This window comes from Sphingobacterium tabacisoli (assembly GCF_017908035.1).
Taxonomy (GTDB): Bacteria; Bacteroidota; Bacteroidia; order Sphingobacteriales; family Sphingobacteriaceae; genus Sphingobacterium; species Sphingobacterium tabacisoli.
In genome coordinates this window covers 728,295-744,065 of the sequence record NZ_JAEQMU010000001.1, presented here as the reverse complement: position 1 = coordinate 744,065, position 15,771 = coordinate 728,295, and the positions used below count along the sequence as shown (strand labels likewise).

General features: G+C 37.9%; 19 protein-coding genes. 8 read left to right on the top strand and 11 right to left on the bottom strand.

Going from position 1 to position 15,771, the window contains the following annotated elements; genetic code table 11:
* Positions 1–136: 136 nt before the first annotated feature.
* The 4 genes from JKG64_RS03025 to JKG64_RS03010 all read right to left on the bottom strand — a co-directional run bounded on the left by JKG64_RS03025 (position 137) and on the right by JKG64_RS03010 (position 3,105).
* The gene (locus JKG64_RS03025; RefSeq protein WP_210352863.1) at positions 137–601 is read right to left on the bottom strand and encodes a hypothetical protein; all 465 of its coding nucleotides are present in this window, start codon (positions 599–601) and stop codon (positions 137–139) included.
* Between the two features lie 228 nt (positions 602–829).
* Positions 830–1,687 carry an SDR family oxidoreductase gene (locus tag JKG64_RS03020; RefSeq protein ID WP_210352862.1) on the bottom strand — a complete coding sequence of 286 codons (858 nt, stop codon included), beginning with the start codon at positions 1,685–1,687 and terminating at the stop codon, positions 830–832.
* Positions 1,688–1,759: 72 nt separating this feature from the next.
* A complete protein-coding gene (locus JKG64_RS03015) occupies positions 1,760–2,335 on the bottom strand; it encodes a Crp/Fnr family transcriptional regulator (protein ID WP_210352861.1) in 576 nt (191 codons plus the stop codon).
* Between the two features lie 134 nt (positions 2,336–2,469).
* Positions 2,470–3,105, bottom strand: coding sequence for an LA_2272 family surface repeat-containing protein (locus JKG64_RS03010; protein WP_210352860.1), 636 nt, complete (start codon positions 3,103–3,105; stop codon positions 2,470–2,472).
* 830 nt (positions 3,106–3,935) lie between these two features.
* On the opposite strand from JKG64_RS03010, the gene JKG64_RS03005 reads away from it, so the two are divergent.
* The 4 genes from JKG64_RS03005 to JKG64_RS02990 all read left to right on the top strand — a co-directional run bounded on the left by JKG64_RS03005 (position 3,936) and on the right by JKG64_RS02990 (position 6,616).
* Positions 3,936–4,772, top strand: coding sequence for a DUF1835 domain-containing protein (locus JKG64_RS03005; protein ID WP_210352859.1), 837 nt, complete (start codon positions 3,936–3,938; stop codon positions 4,770–4,772).
* Between the two features lie 83 nt (positions 4,773–4,855).
* The gene (locus tag JKG64_RS03000; RefSeq protein WP_210352858.1) at positions 4,856–5,311 is read left to right on the top strand and encodes a WapI family immunity protein; all 456 of its coding nucleotides are present in this window, start codon (positions 4,856–4,858) and stop codon (positions 5,309–5,311) included.
* A gap of 30 nt (positions 5,312–5,341) precedes the next feature.
* Positions 5,342–5,659: a hypothetical protein gene (locus tag JKG64_RS23365; RefSeq protein WP_210352857.1), complete on the top strand. Its 318-nt coding sequence runs from the start codon at positions 5,342–5,344 to the stop codon at positions 5,657–5,659.
* A gap of 57 nt (positions 5,660–5,716) precedes the next feature.
* Positions 5,717–6,616 (top strand): hypothetical protein, encoded by a 900-nt coding sequence (locus tag JKG64_RS02990; protein ID WP_210352856.1) that lies wholly within the window; start codon positions 5,717–5,719, stop codon positions 6,614–6,616.
* Between the two features lie 273 nt (positions 6,617–6,889).
* Here JKG64_RS02990 and JKG64_RS02985 read toward each other — a convergent pair whose 3' ends face one another.
* The 3 genes from JKG64_RS02985 to JKG64_RS02975 form a co-directional block, all read right to left on the bottom strand.
* A complete protein-coding gene (locus tag JKG64_RS02985) occupies positions 6,890–7,654 on the bottom strand; it encodes a hypothetical protein (protein WP_210352855.1) in 765 nt (254 codons plus the stop codon).
* A 4-nt stretch (positions 7,655–7,658) separates the two neighbouring features.
* Positions 7,659–8,108: a hypothetical protein gene (locus tag JKG64_RS02980; RefSeq protein ID WP_210352854.1), complete on the bottom strand. Its 450-nt coding sequence runs from the start codon at positions 8,106–8,108 to the stop codon at positions 7,659–7,661.
* 102 nt (positions 8,109–8,210) lie between these two features.
* Positions 8,211–8,738 carry a hypothetical protein gene (locus JKG64_RS02975; RefSeq protein ID WP_210352853.1) on the bottom strand — a complete coding sequence of 176 codons (528 nt, stop codon included), beginning with the start codon at positions 8,736–8,738 and terminating at the stop codon, positions 8,211–8,213.
* A 240-nt stretch (positions 8,739–8,978) separates the two neighbouring features.
* Here JKG64_RS02975 and JKG64_RS02970 point away from each other — a divergent pair, with 240 nt between their 5' ends.
* The 4 genes from JKG64_RS02970 (at position 8,979) to JKG64_RS02955 (ending at position 12,895) form a co-directional block, all read left to right on the top strand.
* Positions 8,979–9,419, top strand: a complete 441-nt coding sequence (locus tag JKG64_RS02970) for a hypothetical protein (protein WP_210352852.1) — start codon at positions 8,979–8,981, stop codon at positions 9,417–9,419.
* A 160-nt stretch (positions 9,420–9,579) separates the two neighbouring features.
* Positions 9,580–10,488 carry an alpha/beta fold hydrolase gene (locus JKG64_RS02965; protein ID WP_210352851.1) on the top strand — a complete coding sequence of 303 codons (909 nt, stop codon included), beginning with the start codon at positions 9,580–9,582 and terminating at the stop codon, positions 10,486–10,488.
* Positions 10,489–10,796: 308 nt separating this feature from the next.
* Positions 10,797–12,215, top strand: coding sequence for a sensor histidine kinase (locus tag JKG64_RS02960; RefSeq protein WP_210352850.1), 1,419 nt, complete (start codon positions 10,797–10,799; stop codon positions 12,213–12,215).
* Between the two features lie 2 nt (positions 12,216–12,217).
* Positions 12,218–12,895, top strand: a complete 678-nt coding sequence (locus JKG64_RS02955; RefSeq protein WP_210352849.1) for a LytR/AlgR family response regulator transcription factor — start codon at positions 12,218–12,220, stop codon at positions 12,893–12,895.
* 283 nt (positions 12,896–13,178) lie between these two features.
* Here JKG64_RS02955 and JKG64_RS02950 read toward each other — a convergent pair whose 3' ends face one another.
* The 4 genes from JKG64_RS02950 to JKG64_RS02935 form a co-directional block, all read right to left on the bottom strand.
* The gene (locus JKG64_RS02950; protein ID WP_210352848.1) at positions 13,179–13,793 is read right to left on the bottom strand and encodes a hypothetical protein; all 615 of its coding nucleotides are present in this window, start codon (positions 13,791–13,793) and stop codon (positions 13,179–13,181) included.
* A gap of 267 nt (positions 13,794–14,060) precedes the next feature.
* Entirely contained in the window at positions 14,061–14,450 is a 390-nt protein-coding gene (locus JKG64_RS02945) for an acyl-CoA thioesterase (RefSeq protein ID WP_210352847.1), read from the bottom strand.
* A gap of 4 nt (positions 14,451–14,454) precedes the next feature.
* On the bottom strand, positions 14,455–15,195 hold the full coding sequence (locus JKG64_RS02940; protein ID WP_210352846.1) for a dienelactone hydrolase family protein: 741 nt from the start codon (positions 15,193–15,195) through the stop codon (positions 14,455–14,457).
* A gap of 89 nt (positions 15,196–15,284) precedes the next feature.
* Positions 15,285–15,770 carry a hypothetical protein gene (locus JKG64_RS02935; RefSeq protein ID WP_210352845.1) on the bottom strand — a complete coding sequence of 162 codons (486 nt, stop codon included), beginning with the start codon at positions 15,768–15,770 and terminating at the stop codon, positions 15,285–15,287.
* Position 15,771: the final 1 nt, after the last annotated feature.

The following is a 15,771-nucleotide window of genomic DNA, read 5'->3' as shown; positions in this document are numbered from 1 at the left end:
AAGCCAATGTACTTTAAAGAACGTTATATACTTCTAAAGCATAAAATCTTTTTATAAACAGATGTATGGATTCGCAGGTTGCGGATACTCTTTATGAATATCTTAATCTTATATATATAAAATGCAACGAAGATGTTCATTCTGTCTTTTCAAATCTATAACGGTCAATGACTAAATACAAGAACCCATGAGTTATTGTAGAAAAGACTACTAGAGTAACAATAAATGGGACATCATTATCACCTCCACCAATACTGGTCAAGAACAGGCCTCCATAACCTGTAATACAGACCAATAAAACATTAATTGTAATATAAACTATCAGGGATTTTAAATAATACTTATCCTGAATTTTATATAATTTATAGTATTTAATCAAATGATACGGCAATAATGAAGCTATTAATAACACTGTGGAAAAAAGGAAAAATCCGTTGAAAATCCGATCTAAATAATGCCATAGGGAATCAGATCGGAAATACTTTCCCTGATAATCTTGACTGACAAGATTGCTCCAATAGTCCTTTATGTAAAAAGCTGGAAATAAAACATAAGTAACAAATACATTCCCTACGATACTTCTAATTTTGAACTTAGTCATTACAATCTGTGCTTAATGTGCTTAAAGGTTTTTTACCATCTATAATCTACAACAGTAAATATTTGTCCCATACAATGTATGAAAACTCAGACCAAGATTATAATGTTATTGACTTTTAAATATAAGCATCACCTCGCTCCTTAGAAATTATTCCGTCTCCACACAATGCGTGGAGCAGTACATTCATAATGATTCCTATGATAGTGGATGCTCCCTCCCCGCAGATATTTAATGACTTTGTTCTTGAAAGAAATCTTCTAAATGATACATACCATACTGGGGGGCAATATTGTCCTTTGCCATAGCGGTCAGAAAGAACTCGTAAGGGCCATATATCTGGGAGCTGGTCAATGTTCGAAGCAAAATGATGATCGCTTTTCTCAGAAAATCAGGAAGATGTACAATCTTGATCTTTTTGTCTAAGGCCTTTAATGCCAATACAGCTATTTCCCTTTGGCTCAAAATATCCGGCCCTCCGACTATACATTCTTTTTCACGTCCCCCGATCTTCGAGACACATACGCTGGCCAGGTCCTTTCCATCTATGGGATTGAGTTTCTTGTCGCCTTTGCCAAATAGATAGACGCGTCCTGATCCCGCCATCTCAAGAAAATCATGCATGTCCGAAAAGAAACCATTTGGCCGCATGATGGTGTAGTCGATTCCTGAGGTTTTTAATTGATCAACAAAGCTTTCTTTAGCTTGAAAGATTTTTAGATGCCTGCGTTTATCGCCGTTGATAGCGGATATGTATTGAAAGTAGTTGACCGAGGTCGACCTGGCTTCGTGCAATAGGTTCATGTTGCCCTGATAGTCGACATCCATATAAGTCAGTCCATCTTTTTGTCGGGTAATCCCTATTGTGCTGATGACAACATCGATAGATTCTGCTATCCCCCGTAGGGTCCCTGGATCGGTAATTTCTCCAATAAAGACTTCATCAGCCAGCGGGACATGATGCCGCTGTATTTCGGATCGGATCAGAACTCGGACCCAATACCCCTGTTTTTTCAGCTCTTTTAGTAAATAACGTCCCAGGTAGCCTGTGGCTCCTGCAAGCAATACGCGTTTGTTGTTATCGGTCATGGTTCGCATCTGTTTTGTTTATACAAAATTAGATCATACCTACCGTACATCTCCTTGACGATCGTCAAGAAATCACCTTCTGGTAACTCGTTGCTTTATTCTGCTGAGTGTCTCGGGGGATACCCCAAGGAAGGTCGCGATATAATGCTGGGGCACGCGCAGGAATAGTTCGCCCTGGTTTTTCAAAAGGTCGGTGTACCTCTCCTCTGCTGATTGGGTCACAAAGGAGGCTATGATACGCTGTGCTGTTAACAATTCGTTCTCAACGGCAATGCGCGCTATATTTTCAAATGCAATGGAACGTTGCATTAGTTTTTCTATCGTCTTTTTCGAGAATATGCAAAGGGTTGAATTTTCGAGGACTTCGTAATTCTCTGCGGCGGGTTTGCTAAATGTGTAGCTCTCTCCGGCACAGATAAACTGTCCTTCGGTATAGAAAAATGCGGTCTTGTCTGTGCCGTCTACATCGTAGAACAAGCGAACACAGCCTTCCAGTACAAAATAGATATCGGTAGAAATCTGCCCCTCGCGGAATATGACAGCATGCTTTTCAAACTGCCGAATTTCGACCAGTTCTTTCAGATCTTCTTTCTCGGCAACGGACAAGGCTGTATATAATTCGATATAGTCAATTAACTTATGAATCATACAGCTAAATTACAAAAACTGATTTAATTGCTTTGGCTTTATAGATATAGCCCTATATATGTTTAATGTTGGCGATTCATAAGGAATAAAAAAAAGCGCAGTGTTTCTATCCATTGCTAAAAATGCATACATTATTATTCAAAGTTCCAGTTAATGATTGGTAGCGACCTTTTCTGATTAACGTTCCATAATCCTAATTGCATCCCCTTGAAATTTCTACTTCTATTTAGCAATCCAATCTGTAACCCGTTGCCACTATGTATAAAGTTAAAAGCTGAAATCTGAACACCAGACATGTAATACGAGCTATTTGCAATGATTGAAAGCTGTACTCCATTTTGCTTATCAATTATATTCCATCCTCCAGCCAATGAAAATCCCTTTCCCAGTTTACCGTACTGCCCCACCGCGGCAATGGTCCATCCGTTATAATTACAATCACACCAAGAGCCTGTAGATATATTCACCCCATTGATCACTTCACTGTATCTGAAATCGCTTAGATCAAAAGGCTCGGTAGCATTGGGAAAACCATTCCCCATAAATGAAATGATTCCAATTCCCGGTACTTCAAGTCTAACGCCATTCGTTTTAACGTTTCGACTATCAGCCATGGTAGACGCAAATCCAAATGAAAGCCCATTGTACTCGACATTTGAAGTATGGAAAGTGCCAATGGCTCTTTTTTTGACAGTTATACTTTCTTGAGAAAATGATAACGAGCAACATGTAAAAAAAGTCAATAAAGCTGATAATAATAACTTGTTCATAATGCTTAAGCAATTGTAATTCCGCAGGGATGAGGTTTCTTTTTATGAATATATAACTGTTATTTATCTATAAAATACAACTGATATTAATTGATTATCAACTGAATTTATCTCGACCGGACCTATTCTATACAGATAGCTTGCAGATGAGCTGTATATTCTTTAGTAATCGGCCGGCCACCCAATGGCTGACATTCGCGATAATACTTCCATGCTGCTTTACAATTGTTATTTAAAAGATGAGTCATTGACAGTTTGAGCAGTGTATTTAATCTCTACAAGATACTACTTTTTGCTTCTTAATAAATAGTGGGTTCGATATTAATTTTATGCTGACGCGAGCTTACGACTCGTGTCTATACAATTCTTAAAATTGAGCCTGGATTCACAATGATTCTCCTGACAGTGGATGCTCCAGGAAAGAAATAAATATCATACAAGATAGCCCTCGCGGATGCAAGAGCTATATCAAACCAATTGTAATTCCGCAGGGATGCGGACTGGTTTTACGAATACTAAAGACAACTCTTATATGTCTAAAATACAACAGGATACGGATTAACTTTATGAGGTAAGAAGAGCGATCCTCTTGTCCCTTCACTCCTGCCAAACCTGACGCTTCAATATTTGGAGTGCCTGATGTTATTGTTATTTGTAGTACACTGCCCTCTGCTTTAAGAGCGTGCGCTATTCCCGGAAAAAGTATTTCTATAGAAATTTATAAATAAACAAGGATACTACTGTTATATCGAAATTAATTATTACTTTACTTTTAACGTACTGTAGTTATCCTAAAACGGGGAAGAATTCAGACAGGATAAAGAAGAATAATGAAGAAAGATATACATATTGCATTTGGGTTTACTGGAAGGGCTATACTAACTGAGAGTAATTATATAGACATCGAAAAAGATGAAATCCTATGTTTTACCGATCCGCTAAATATTGGGCCTCTCTGTGATCTCAATCGGCCACTGCATGTAAGCCAAAGAAAGGAATGGCTGGACAACACGATAGGTTCATCCAACATCGATGACAACGTACATTTTGTAGATGATAACGTCAATAGCTTAAAGAAGTTGATCGAATCAATCGACAGCTATAACAGGATATGCCTATGGCTTGGAAATATCGATAACGAACAGCTGACTGCCTCATGGTTACTGTACCATCTACAGCTGTCCGACATACCTGTTTTTAAAGTCAACTTTGACCGAATCGTATATAAAAATAGGATTGGAAATATGGTCAAAGCTTCTAGCTTGCGTTTGATCGATCAGACGGTTATATCTAAAATCGACTGGCCTATTGAGCTTATGAGTGAAGAAGCTAAGCGGGATATGGTTTCATTGTGGGAAAGAATACGTGATGATGAATACGTGATCCATACGTTAGACAAAGATGGTAAACTCATAAGCTCGGACGAATCTTATTTTGACAGCTATCTTTTAGACGAGTGCTCTAGCGAACCTGTTCGCTCTGCACTGATCGTGGCCCATACCCTTTGCAAAATTTGGGATGATCATGGAGAGAACTGTAGTATCGGGGACGGATTTCTTTTTCACAGATTGAACCAGCTAGGTGAAGAAGGTTTGATCGAAATTACCGAAAGAAGTGACGAACCGGATAGGGCCAGTACTATATTTACGGTACGAAAGGTATATTAACTAAGAAGTACAAAAAAAACGTGATGGTGCGAGCTTAGAGTTCGTGTCTATATTGTTTATAGATTATCATTTTACAATTTAATATGCCGAAAGATTTAGAATTTCAAATAAAGGCCGATGGAAACTTTCTGAAGATCGCTCCCATCGGATTGATATATTATGATTCAAATTCGGATTGGAACAAAAACTGGATACGTGCAGCGATTAAAGTCCAAGGAGGTGTATTCTCAGGTAGATACGATGCTGATCTGACGACATTTGACTTTGACAACTTAAAGTGCGATTTAGAGAAGCTTGATGGGAACTTGAGTGGTGAGATGGAATTTGATGATTTGGAAGGGTTTTTAAGCTTAAAAATTGTGGGTGATGGAACGGGTAACTTTGTTGCTGAGGTAACATGTAATGACACGCCTGATATTAATTCATCAGAGCTTAAGTTTCAGATTTATTTCGATCAGACCTACATAAAGGATATGGTTCACAGCCTGGATGAAATAACAAAACGATATCCAATAGTCGGTGACTATAAAAAGAGCTAGTTTTGAAGAGTACAAGAAAAGTTAGACAGCATGAAGGCACAGATATCACATAACACATCAGAATTATCTCTAGATTTAATGTTTATCGCAACTGACACGGTCGATCTCAAGGCATTCTTAGATAACGATCGATTTTTTGCTCTCTATCTGGGTAATGAAACAGGAATAGAATCCTCCTATACCGAAAACCAAGATAATCTCATCCTCCTACTAGAGTTCATTTTCAATACGAATGTGACATTAACAGAATTGACTGAGTCTGCAAACAGAAAGGTCTATGATCTGACCTTCTTTAAAGCAGTTGCAGATATGCAAACTAATGTTTTGTTTCAGCCAATGCTACAATAATCATCTCGCCAGGATTGCTCTGTACAATATTGATGGCGACATTAATCAAATAAATAGATGATGACACAAGATAATATTATCCAACAAGCAAAACATTTTTTTGGAAAGGACAGGAAGCCTATTAAAGATCTGATATTGTCTTTCGAATTTAAGAGCAAGCGTCGCAAACAATGGAGAAAAGATATCGAGGGTATAACTTCTCATCCCTATGAAGTCAGATTCAACCTGTTTGACAAAACAATTCTATCTATACTAGACAACGAAGTAGACAAAATAGACTGGAACTGGATCGGTGATCTAAGTTGGACGATTGATATCTTATTGACCCCGGACATTGAGAATGGTTATGATTGGGATAAGAAGCTAGCCACGAAATGTAATGGTACGGCCAGGCTCTTGACAGTATTTGTTTCGAAGGCTATCCCCTGCTTTACGTATGATAGTCATTATATGACGTATAGTAAAAAGGATAACTACTATGAGTTTGGGCCGATCGATCAACTGACTAAGACTGAGAATAAGATTGTAACCAAAATATCGAAGCTTTTAACAGACAGAGGTCTCCAATATGTGGGAAAGCCGTTTTGTAATCTAAAATTCAAAGAACTGTACTCAGACACTAATGATGAGGGTAATGCCTCCTTATTTGATGTACTATTCAGCGATACGAAATTCTATACAACGGAGATAATGCGGTTTTGCGATAAGGATATTATCGAGAAAAGTGGACAAAAATTTCGATGGACCGAGTACTATAATAAAAAGGGGATATTGGATAAAAGAATCGAAAGTAGGTGGACAAAATCTGGAGACTATTTCAAACTTGTACTAGACGGTAAGTCTCAGATTCTGAATGTGGGAGTAACGAGAAATCAAATCAAGGGAAAGAAAAATCAAAGTTTTGAATTGGATATAAAGGAGAAGTTTAAGAAGAGAAACAATAGGAAAAAAGACTAAGCTCTCCTACCTCCTACGGATAATCGAAGACAGGATGAAAGAGAATATATACAGTGTTGCCCATTGGCAAAACTTGGTGGCCTGATGAGTCTCGACACGTTACCTACGGAGATAATGACATCACGGTTGTCATAAATCGTTCATAGCTTTTCTTGTCAGTCGCAGTTGTTCGGTATTTCCGAACAACTGAAATTTCGTGCAATTCGCGCTCGCCAAAGATATGTTTATCATCTTTCTTAGCTTTTGTATGAGAATAGCATTCTTCCTCTCCGATTACGTGTACTCTAAAGCAATAACTGCTTTTTTCATTTCACTATCATAAAACAGAAATATTAAGTCAGCAGCGGATTTTTGAAAATCGTACCCTTCCAGACATCCGATATAGTCCATCGGATCTCCGTTGTTTTTATGGGGTATTTCAGTGAGATTTTCGCCACTGAATTTACAATCTTCTATCGGCGACAGATCAGTGTTGATCTCTTCAAAAACACCAAAAGTCTTATTCTGCAAACGCTCCTCGTCATATGGTGAATGAGCGTCCCTGTTGAGATCTTCTACGGTAAGCATGCGCAGGCGTTCCAATCGACGAATATCATTCACCTCTAATCCGGGTCGATTGAAATCTTTTTCGTATAGCTTTTTATACTTCTGGTAATACGCTTTTTTGAGTTGATACATGGCATCATTCATATGGTATTCTATCTCTAGATCTGAGTAAGGGGTCGAGTAATCTTCTGGAGATATTTGGGTATGCGCTGAAAAATAATTCCAGTCTGCATCAAACTTGTATTTGCCATCTATGACATCAAAACCAAACATATCTGCTTTGGTAAATGCGGTGTAATATTCTGGCTTATCTTCGCCAACACGGCCATCATAGATTTCTTTTACGGATATAATGTGCAACCATTCATCCTTTTCGGGATGGATGAGTTTTAAATTGAAGGAACATATGGGAAGAAAGTATTTTCTGTGCTGTTCAATAGCATCGTAAAACACCTCTTCGTATGCGGGAAATAGCTTGATCAGATTGTTCATTTTTCTATTTTCTTATCAGTTTTAGTTGACTTCCTTCTCTTACTAAATGGAAAGATATTTTTTTTGTCTGTCGGAAAATCTCCGTAGGCGTTTCGCAGAAATCGGATTTGGAAATACTGTCAAACTTCATTTCTAGCCTATCTTTTTCGATAAAAGCATATTTTCCGTAAACTTTTGTAAAGCAATCGTTACCACATTCCCAGCTATCATAACTGATGAAATTTTCTTCATCCAGAAAGTCTATTGCCTGGATGTTGGTGATAAATGTGGTGTCTCTTTCGTTGAGTATATACTCCTTTTCACTATTTGGAATAATAATTCCGCCCGATCCGATGATCCATTGTGTGTTTTTAAGATCATTCGTAAGTGCTGTTGTCTTTCTTTCGGGGCTGTTGCAACTGAAAAGTGCAAGTGATAAAATAACTGCGAATGGAAAAGCTAAAGTTGTTGTCATGTTTTTAATGTATGATGTGTTGAAATCCATCCCCTATTCAAAAATATTTATAATTCAAGTACCTGTCTTTATGTATTGATTTAGGACCTTGCATAGCTTTTTTTAGGTGATTTCAATATAGTTTAAGGTCTTTTCAAATACCAATATCGGACTCTTGACAAAACGATCCCCTACATGATTTTCATATAGTTCCAGCTTGACCTGCTTGGTGCCTTTAGGGACTTGATAACGTATACCCTGTGTATAGTTGTAACCACGAACGTCAGCACTTTCCTTGCCAGGTGTTTTCCTTATTTCAACGATGTATCTTAAAGTTATAAAATTCTCTTCCAATTCAGTTTCTTCAAAACGAATTTTTCGAACCTTTTTGACGCTGAGTCCCGCAGATGAAATGTTTCCTTGAATACTTAATTCTAGCTTTCCATTTTCTGGGGAAACAGTTGCTATCAGCGGCTGAAGCCGTTCTGTAACTTCTTGTAAAGAAGTAGCTAAATGTGCTTTACCATCTTCAGAACTAGATTTTATCAGCTTTTTTGGCTTTGCATAAATAGGTGATATCTGCAGTTTCTGATCTTGTATTTTACAACTGGCTAACATTATAAATACTGAAGCAAGCATTATATTCCTCATTTCGAATACAGGTATGAATATTAGCATTAAAGATAATGCAAATCAACCGATAAGAATATCCCTGAAAATAGCGGTTTCTCTACTGTTCTGTCACAGGTCTATTATGAGGGTGTTAGATGAATTTATAAGCATTTCGTCTATAGGTCTGAATTAACTAAGGTTTTTGTATATTAGTTTCGCAAATGCAGCTGTTAGCCCGTAAGGTCAACCGAACGTAAAGCGACGCTTAAAAAAAGAACTATGACAGAACAGATTAAGAGTATCATCGACCGACTTGAAACTTATATAAAAAAGGCGGAAGAAACAGGAAATAAATATGACTTTATTGATCCGGCTTATGAGGTCACTGAGGAATTGGATGAATTAGAGAATAGTTTTGACGCAGTTGAGCCGATTCTTTTGCTTATCGAACGTAGCCCTGACATTGACTTTGGTGGACCTGGACCGCTAGGAAGTTTTCTGGAAAATCATTACAAAAAGGGATATGAAGAATTGCTATTAGCATCAATTGAAAGAAAGCCTACCGAGTTTACGCTTCATTTATTGCATAGGTTGATTAACGACAGAAATAACCCGAATTTTCAGGTATATTTTGACCTAATGAAGAAAATATCATTGAGCAATGAATATCCGGAAAACATCATCGAAAATGCAAAAGATAGTTTAACGTATTTTAAATAAAATCACTCGACAACAAGGGGTTTGCGAATAGCTATGCTGAGGTGACCCGAAATACTGGTGCGATTAAGTAGTGACGCTGTAATGATGTAAAATCATATCGAAATCAAAAATAATGGATAAAAACCGTCCTTCGCTCATAAAGAGGGTATCAAAAATATTCTTGAAAACAATTATCGGAATTGTAGCAATAGTCGCTCTCCTACTCGTTACGACATTCGTGATTCATCGAATCAATTTAAGCAGCGAAGCCGATAAAATCGAAGATTATGGTCAAAAAATAAAGGTTTTTGACGGAACAATGAATACAACAATGGATGGACACGGTGCAGACACTATTGTATTACTCACCGGATTCGGAACGGCAAGCCCTAGATTGGATTTCGAACCGTTAATCAGGGAATTGGACAAAAAGTATACGGTGATCACGATTGAACCTTTTGGTTATGGATTGAGCAGTGGAACAAACCGTGAACGCAGTTTGAATAATATGGCGGAAGAAATAAACGAAGTGGTGAAGCAATTGAATCTAGATCATTTTATATTGATGGGGCATTCCATTGCAGGGCTTTACAGCTTAGCATATATCAACAAATATCCAGGTAAAGCAACGGCTTTTGTAGGTATCGATACCAGTGTACCCACGCAACCGTGGCCGGGTTATAATTCGGCACCTTTGGATTTTTTGGCCAAAGCAGGTGTAGTGCGTGCAATTTTGAAGTTTTCGGGAAATGAAAAACCTAAAGATGAATCTGAAGCACATCGCTTGGAACAAGAACACATGATTACGATGAAAGTAACCGGAAACAAAACGTTGAACAGGGAAGCAACATCATTGAGTGCTAGTTTTAAAGATGCTCAAAAACTGGCCTTCCCGAAGGATTTGCCGGTTTTATTATTTGCAGACGAAAACTCACCAGTCAAAGGCTGGACAGAACTGCACCAAGAGCAAGCCAATAGCGTGGATAAAGGAAAACTGATCTTATTGCCCGGCTCTCATTATCTGCATCATACGCAATCTAAGCGGATTGTAGCAGAGCTGGAGTCGTTTTTAAGAAAACAAAATAATTGATACCTGGGCTCTGGCCCTTCAATAGTTGAAGTGGATAATACAGCAGTTAACGCCTCTTTCCAGAAAATGTAGTTATACTGCCCCTAAAGAGAAGTCCAGTAAGGAAACAAATAGACATTATACAGCATAGGTCCTGCAGGAGTATGATCATAAACTAATATAGTTTAATCAATCTTATAGATATGGGATGAAAGGCAAAATGTAATTCATCACAGAAAACATACTGTCCATCACATTTAATTTGAATAGACTACACTTCTATTTATTCTTGTGTAAATATTTAGAAAACTAAACTAAAGGATTAAATTATGAAACAACGTTGGATAGAATTTTTCTTGCTTACTACTGTATATCTCTTTATACTAGTAGTGATAGCGAGCAATACTTTCAATAAAGTAGAACAGGTAGCTCTACAGCTTCACCTGTTTATTGGGTATGTGACTGTAAGTTTTTATTTATTGTATGTGTATCCATTTTTTTTCTCTGCGCAAAAAATGACCAAGTGGCTGATCTGGATAACATGTATCTTTTTGATACAGTCATCTCTTCATTATGTCATACAGTCGATATATCAATTGCCTCCTTATAAGCTGGCTCCTCCATTTGTAGTGGCAGGATTGCTGATGTTAGCATTGCTAATATACACGGGGATAAAAACGATTATATCCCGATTAAACAGTTTATCAAAAAACAACTCGATCGTTGCAAAAACGGTAAGGGATTTTTTAATATCCCTTGTGGTGGGGATGTTTCTGCTGATACCGATTGCTTTCCGTGTCAATGAATATATATGCACACTGGCCGCATTTTCCATTCCTTTTTGCTATGTAGTATTTGCCTCACATAATTATTACCTTCTCCCCTATTTGGATGGAAATAAAAGTCCAAAAACCGTAGCTATAGTGCTATCTGCTCTGATTAATCTAATCTGTGTATTAGTGTTTTCTAGCTTGATGGAAATGGCATTAAAAAATCTCAGCTATAGTTATAATACTTTTGACGGCTTTAATATTGTCTTTTGTATTATATTAGGTGCTTTACTAACATGGTTTGTACATGTATTTTATAATCACGACAAGAAACAACGCTTTCAGATCGTAGGATTACGGAAGGAACTGGGAAGGACGGCTGCGGATCTTAAACTATTACAAGCACAGATAAACCCGCACTTTCTCTTTAATGCGATGAATACGTTATTTGGACTGGCTCTCCAAGAAAAAGCAGAAAAAACTGCTTCGGGTATCCAGAAACTTGGGGACATGATGCGATTTATGCTACATGAAAATCAACAGGATACCATCTTACTGGCGCGGGAGATAGCTTATATAAAAGAGTATATAGATCTTCAGCAATTGCGTATAGCGGACCTACCTTCGATTCAGATCTCAATCGATCTACCTGAGGATACGTTGGAAAATCTGCAAATTGCCCCGATGTTGCTCATCCCTTTTATCGAAAATGCATTCAAACATGGCATAAGCCTAAATAATCCTTCTTGGATAAGAATTCAACTCTATGTAGAGGGTGGTTCTGTAAAACTTAGTGTGTACAACAGTATACATGCCGGCCCAGCGACTGATATGGAACAGAACAAATCGGGAATCGGCCTAGATAATGTAAAAAGTAGACTGCATATGGTCTACAATGGAATGCATGAGCTCCACATCGAGAAAACTAATTCTGAATTTTTTGTATTTTTAACGTTAAATCTCGATAAAGACCAATAACGATGATTAAAGCGATAGCAATTGATGATGAACCCATTGCATTGGATATCATAAAAAATTACGCAGCCAAGGTTTCGTTTTTACAGTTGGATGCTACGTTTGTGAATGCTTTTGAAGCGATAGAGTATCTAAATAAAAATGAGGTAGATCTATTATTTCTGGACATTAGGATGCCAGATATATCGGGGATTGATTTTTACGATAGTTTGGTCCGCAAACCTATATTGGTCTTTACCACGGCTTATTCTGAACATGCAGTAACGGGATTCGAGCTGGAAGCGTTGGACTATCTGTTAAAACCATTTGCATTTGGCAGATTTCTGAAAACGTGCAACAAGGCGTATGATATATTACAGTCTAAGCGAAAGATATCGTCTCATATTTACGTTAAAGATGGTTATAATATTGTAAAGTTAGACTTTGATGAAATACTATTTATAGAGGCTACGGGCAACTATATGAAATATGTAACGCAGACGGCTGAAATTCTGACTCGATCGACTATCAAAGAAATTATGGAACAACTACCGGGGGAGAGATTCCAACAAGTGCACCGCTCTTTTATCGTTAACCTTGGGAAAGTTTCAAAAATAGAACGCCATCAGCTATCAATAGCGTCTCATGTAGTTCCAATAAGTGCTTCGTATGGCAGTACAATCAAAAACACTGTTCTGCTGTAATTATTTTATCAAACAGAAACTCTGTACTCAAAGATAAGTAGTCCTGTCTTGTACAGGAATGTGAAAGTAATGAAAACATTTTCTGCACACTGTGCGAAAAATTGATATGGAGTCCGTAATAGATCTGTTATTAACGCACTACATGGCAAAGTTAGACTATATTGTCTGAAAGAAGCTGATGATGAAAACTGCTGCGTAAAACAGTGTTGCCATCTAAATCTGTATGATCTGCAAAGCCGATTTATAGATAATAGACAACAACACAGAATATAGATTTCCGCAATTATAAGCTTAATTTATCTAAAAAGCTTTTCATCTCGTCGAGGGTAACGCCGGTGCCCTGAGCTACAACATTATACCTGTTGCCTTCTAGGTAATGAATAGCCGTCATCTTATCACTCTCAAACATACTCTCGTCAAAAAATGACTGCCAGCCTTTGTACTCTATAATGGTAGTTTTATCGCGGGGTTGTACATCTTTCTTTATTTCGAGGTAGCTTATCATATTTTCTCTCACCTTTTCTGCACCTGCACCTGCTCCATCAGCTATCGAAAGATAAATGTGTTTTTCACCGTTTTCATACATTGCATAAGCCGATGAACCTTTTTCGTTGTCCTCATAAGCTTGTACGTCGGTAAGTTGAAAACCATTGAACGTTTTACTGAACTTGGCTTTAAATTCAGCCTCGCCTAAAGGTTTTAATTTCTTGAGGTCTAGTGCCAGATTTTCTACTTTTAACGAATCGGAAAGCGGGCTTTCTACATTTGATGTATTGGCATTTGCTTTTTCATCGCCGGTTCCTTTTTTGGGTTGATTGCAGGAAACAAGGGTTGTCATGCCCACAGAAAAGGTTAACGTGGCACATATAGTTGCCATTTTAAAATAAGATAAATTCATTTACGTATAAATTTTAGTTGTATTTGCTTATAGTTTTACTTGCTTTTAATCTGGAATCAAAACTATCTTAAATACAAAATTCGTAACTTATATCTATCTTTTTTATCCCTGTTTTTGGCTATTTTCGAAGACAACGTGTAATTCGGTCTCTTCTTTTAAAAACTCCCTCAAATTCGCTGAGCTTTAATTTTAACAAGCTATTTTCCGCAATAGAACAGGTTGGCTAAAATATTTATTGAATATGAAGGCTTTTCTATCATTAGCCTCTCAAAAACCATAACGCGCTAACCAGTCAGCTCCGAGCCTACGTACCTTGTTAGTCTCGCTATCGCACAGCACCCATAGTGTACGGGAGTCTACCATGAGCTTATCATTGACATAAAACTCGACCTTTCGTGGCTGTTTGACTCCTTCGGGGGGCTCAGGATAGGTTTTAACCAGGATTGTATCACCTAGAAAAACCTGTTTCTTATACTGAATATGATGGTCGTATAGAACCCAATAATCGCTTTCGTAGGGCGTTTCAACTTTTAGGATATCCCAGTGTTCGGCGGCGGCCTGCTCTACCCAATTGACAAACTGCACATTATTGACATGATTATTGTGATCTAGATGATCGGCACTTACTTTAATTTCTATCGTATGTATATACTGCATTTCGTTACTTTAATAATTCATCTAAAAACAGAAGTGTATGTTTCCAGGCTCTCTGGGCCATCAGCGGATTATAATCGGCCGACTCAGGGTTGGTAAAGGTATGACCACAATGGGAATAGGTGATGATCTGCCAATCTGCTTTTGCGGTATTCATCTCCATAATAAAGTTATCGTAGTCGGCTTTGCTGACGGACTTGTCTTCTGCAGGATGCTCAACCAGGACTTTAGTCTTAATCGGCGAAATAGGTCTGTCTGCCGCACGGGCTAACCCGCCATGGATACTGATTACTCCCTGTACAGGAAGTCCACACCTAGCGGCTTCAAGGGCACCGGTGCCTCCAAAACAATAACCGATCACGGCAATCTTCTGTGGATCGGCTCCTTGTTTTATCAATGCATCCAAGGCGAGTTGGATACGGTGCTGATAAGCTTTGTAATCATTCTTATACTGTCCGGCCAGTTTGCCTGCCGCGGCATTGTCTGTAGGTATATTCCCCTCTCCGTAGATATCGGCAATAAAAGCGATATATCCTTCTTTTGAAAGATCTTGAGCGGCCTCCTTGGCTTCATTGTCTATACCTTTCCAGGCGGGAAGAATTAGTACTCCTGGAATATTCTTTGCTTCATAAGGAGTGACCATGCCATGGAGTTTTTGCGTACCGTCGGTATAGGTAACGGGCTTAAGGAGCTGTGCCTGCACGGTTATAGCTCCCACTAACAGGGGTAACAATACTAGATATTTCATATGTGTATGTGCTACATGGATATTTCATGTTTATTTTTCTCTTTGCTAAAATAACAACTCGATAATATGATTGTTTGAATCCTAATCAATTATCTGACTATCGAAGATTTTTTATCTGTCTTTTCGGTCCTATAGCGATCAACGAATAGATACAATAGTCCATGGGTTATTGCAGAAAAAGCAACTAAGGTAACAAGAAATGGAATATTATGATCACCACCTCCGATGTCCGACAGGAATAGTCCCCCATAGCCTGTGATAAGAACCAATAATACATTAATTGAAATATAAGCCATCAAGGAACTGAAATAGTATCTATCCTGAATTTTATATAATTTATAATACTTGATCAAGTGATAGGGCAATAAAGAACCAAGTAAGAATAAATTGGAAAAAAGAAAAAAGCCGTTAAAAATACGATCTAAATAAGCGTATACGGAATCGGACTGGAAATATGCTCCCTGATAGTTTTGATTAATAAGATTGCCCCAGTAGCTCCTGATGTAAAAGAGCGGGAAGAAAATATAGGTAACGAACAGATTCCCTAGGATACTCCTAATTGTGAACTTAGCCATT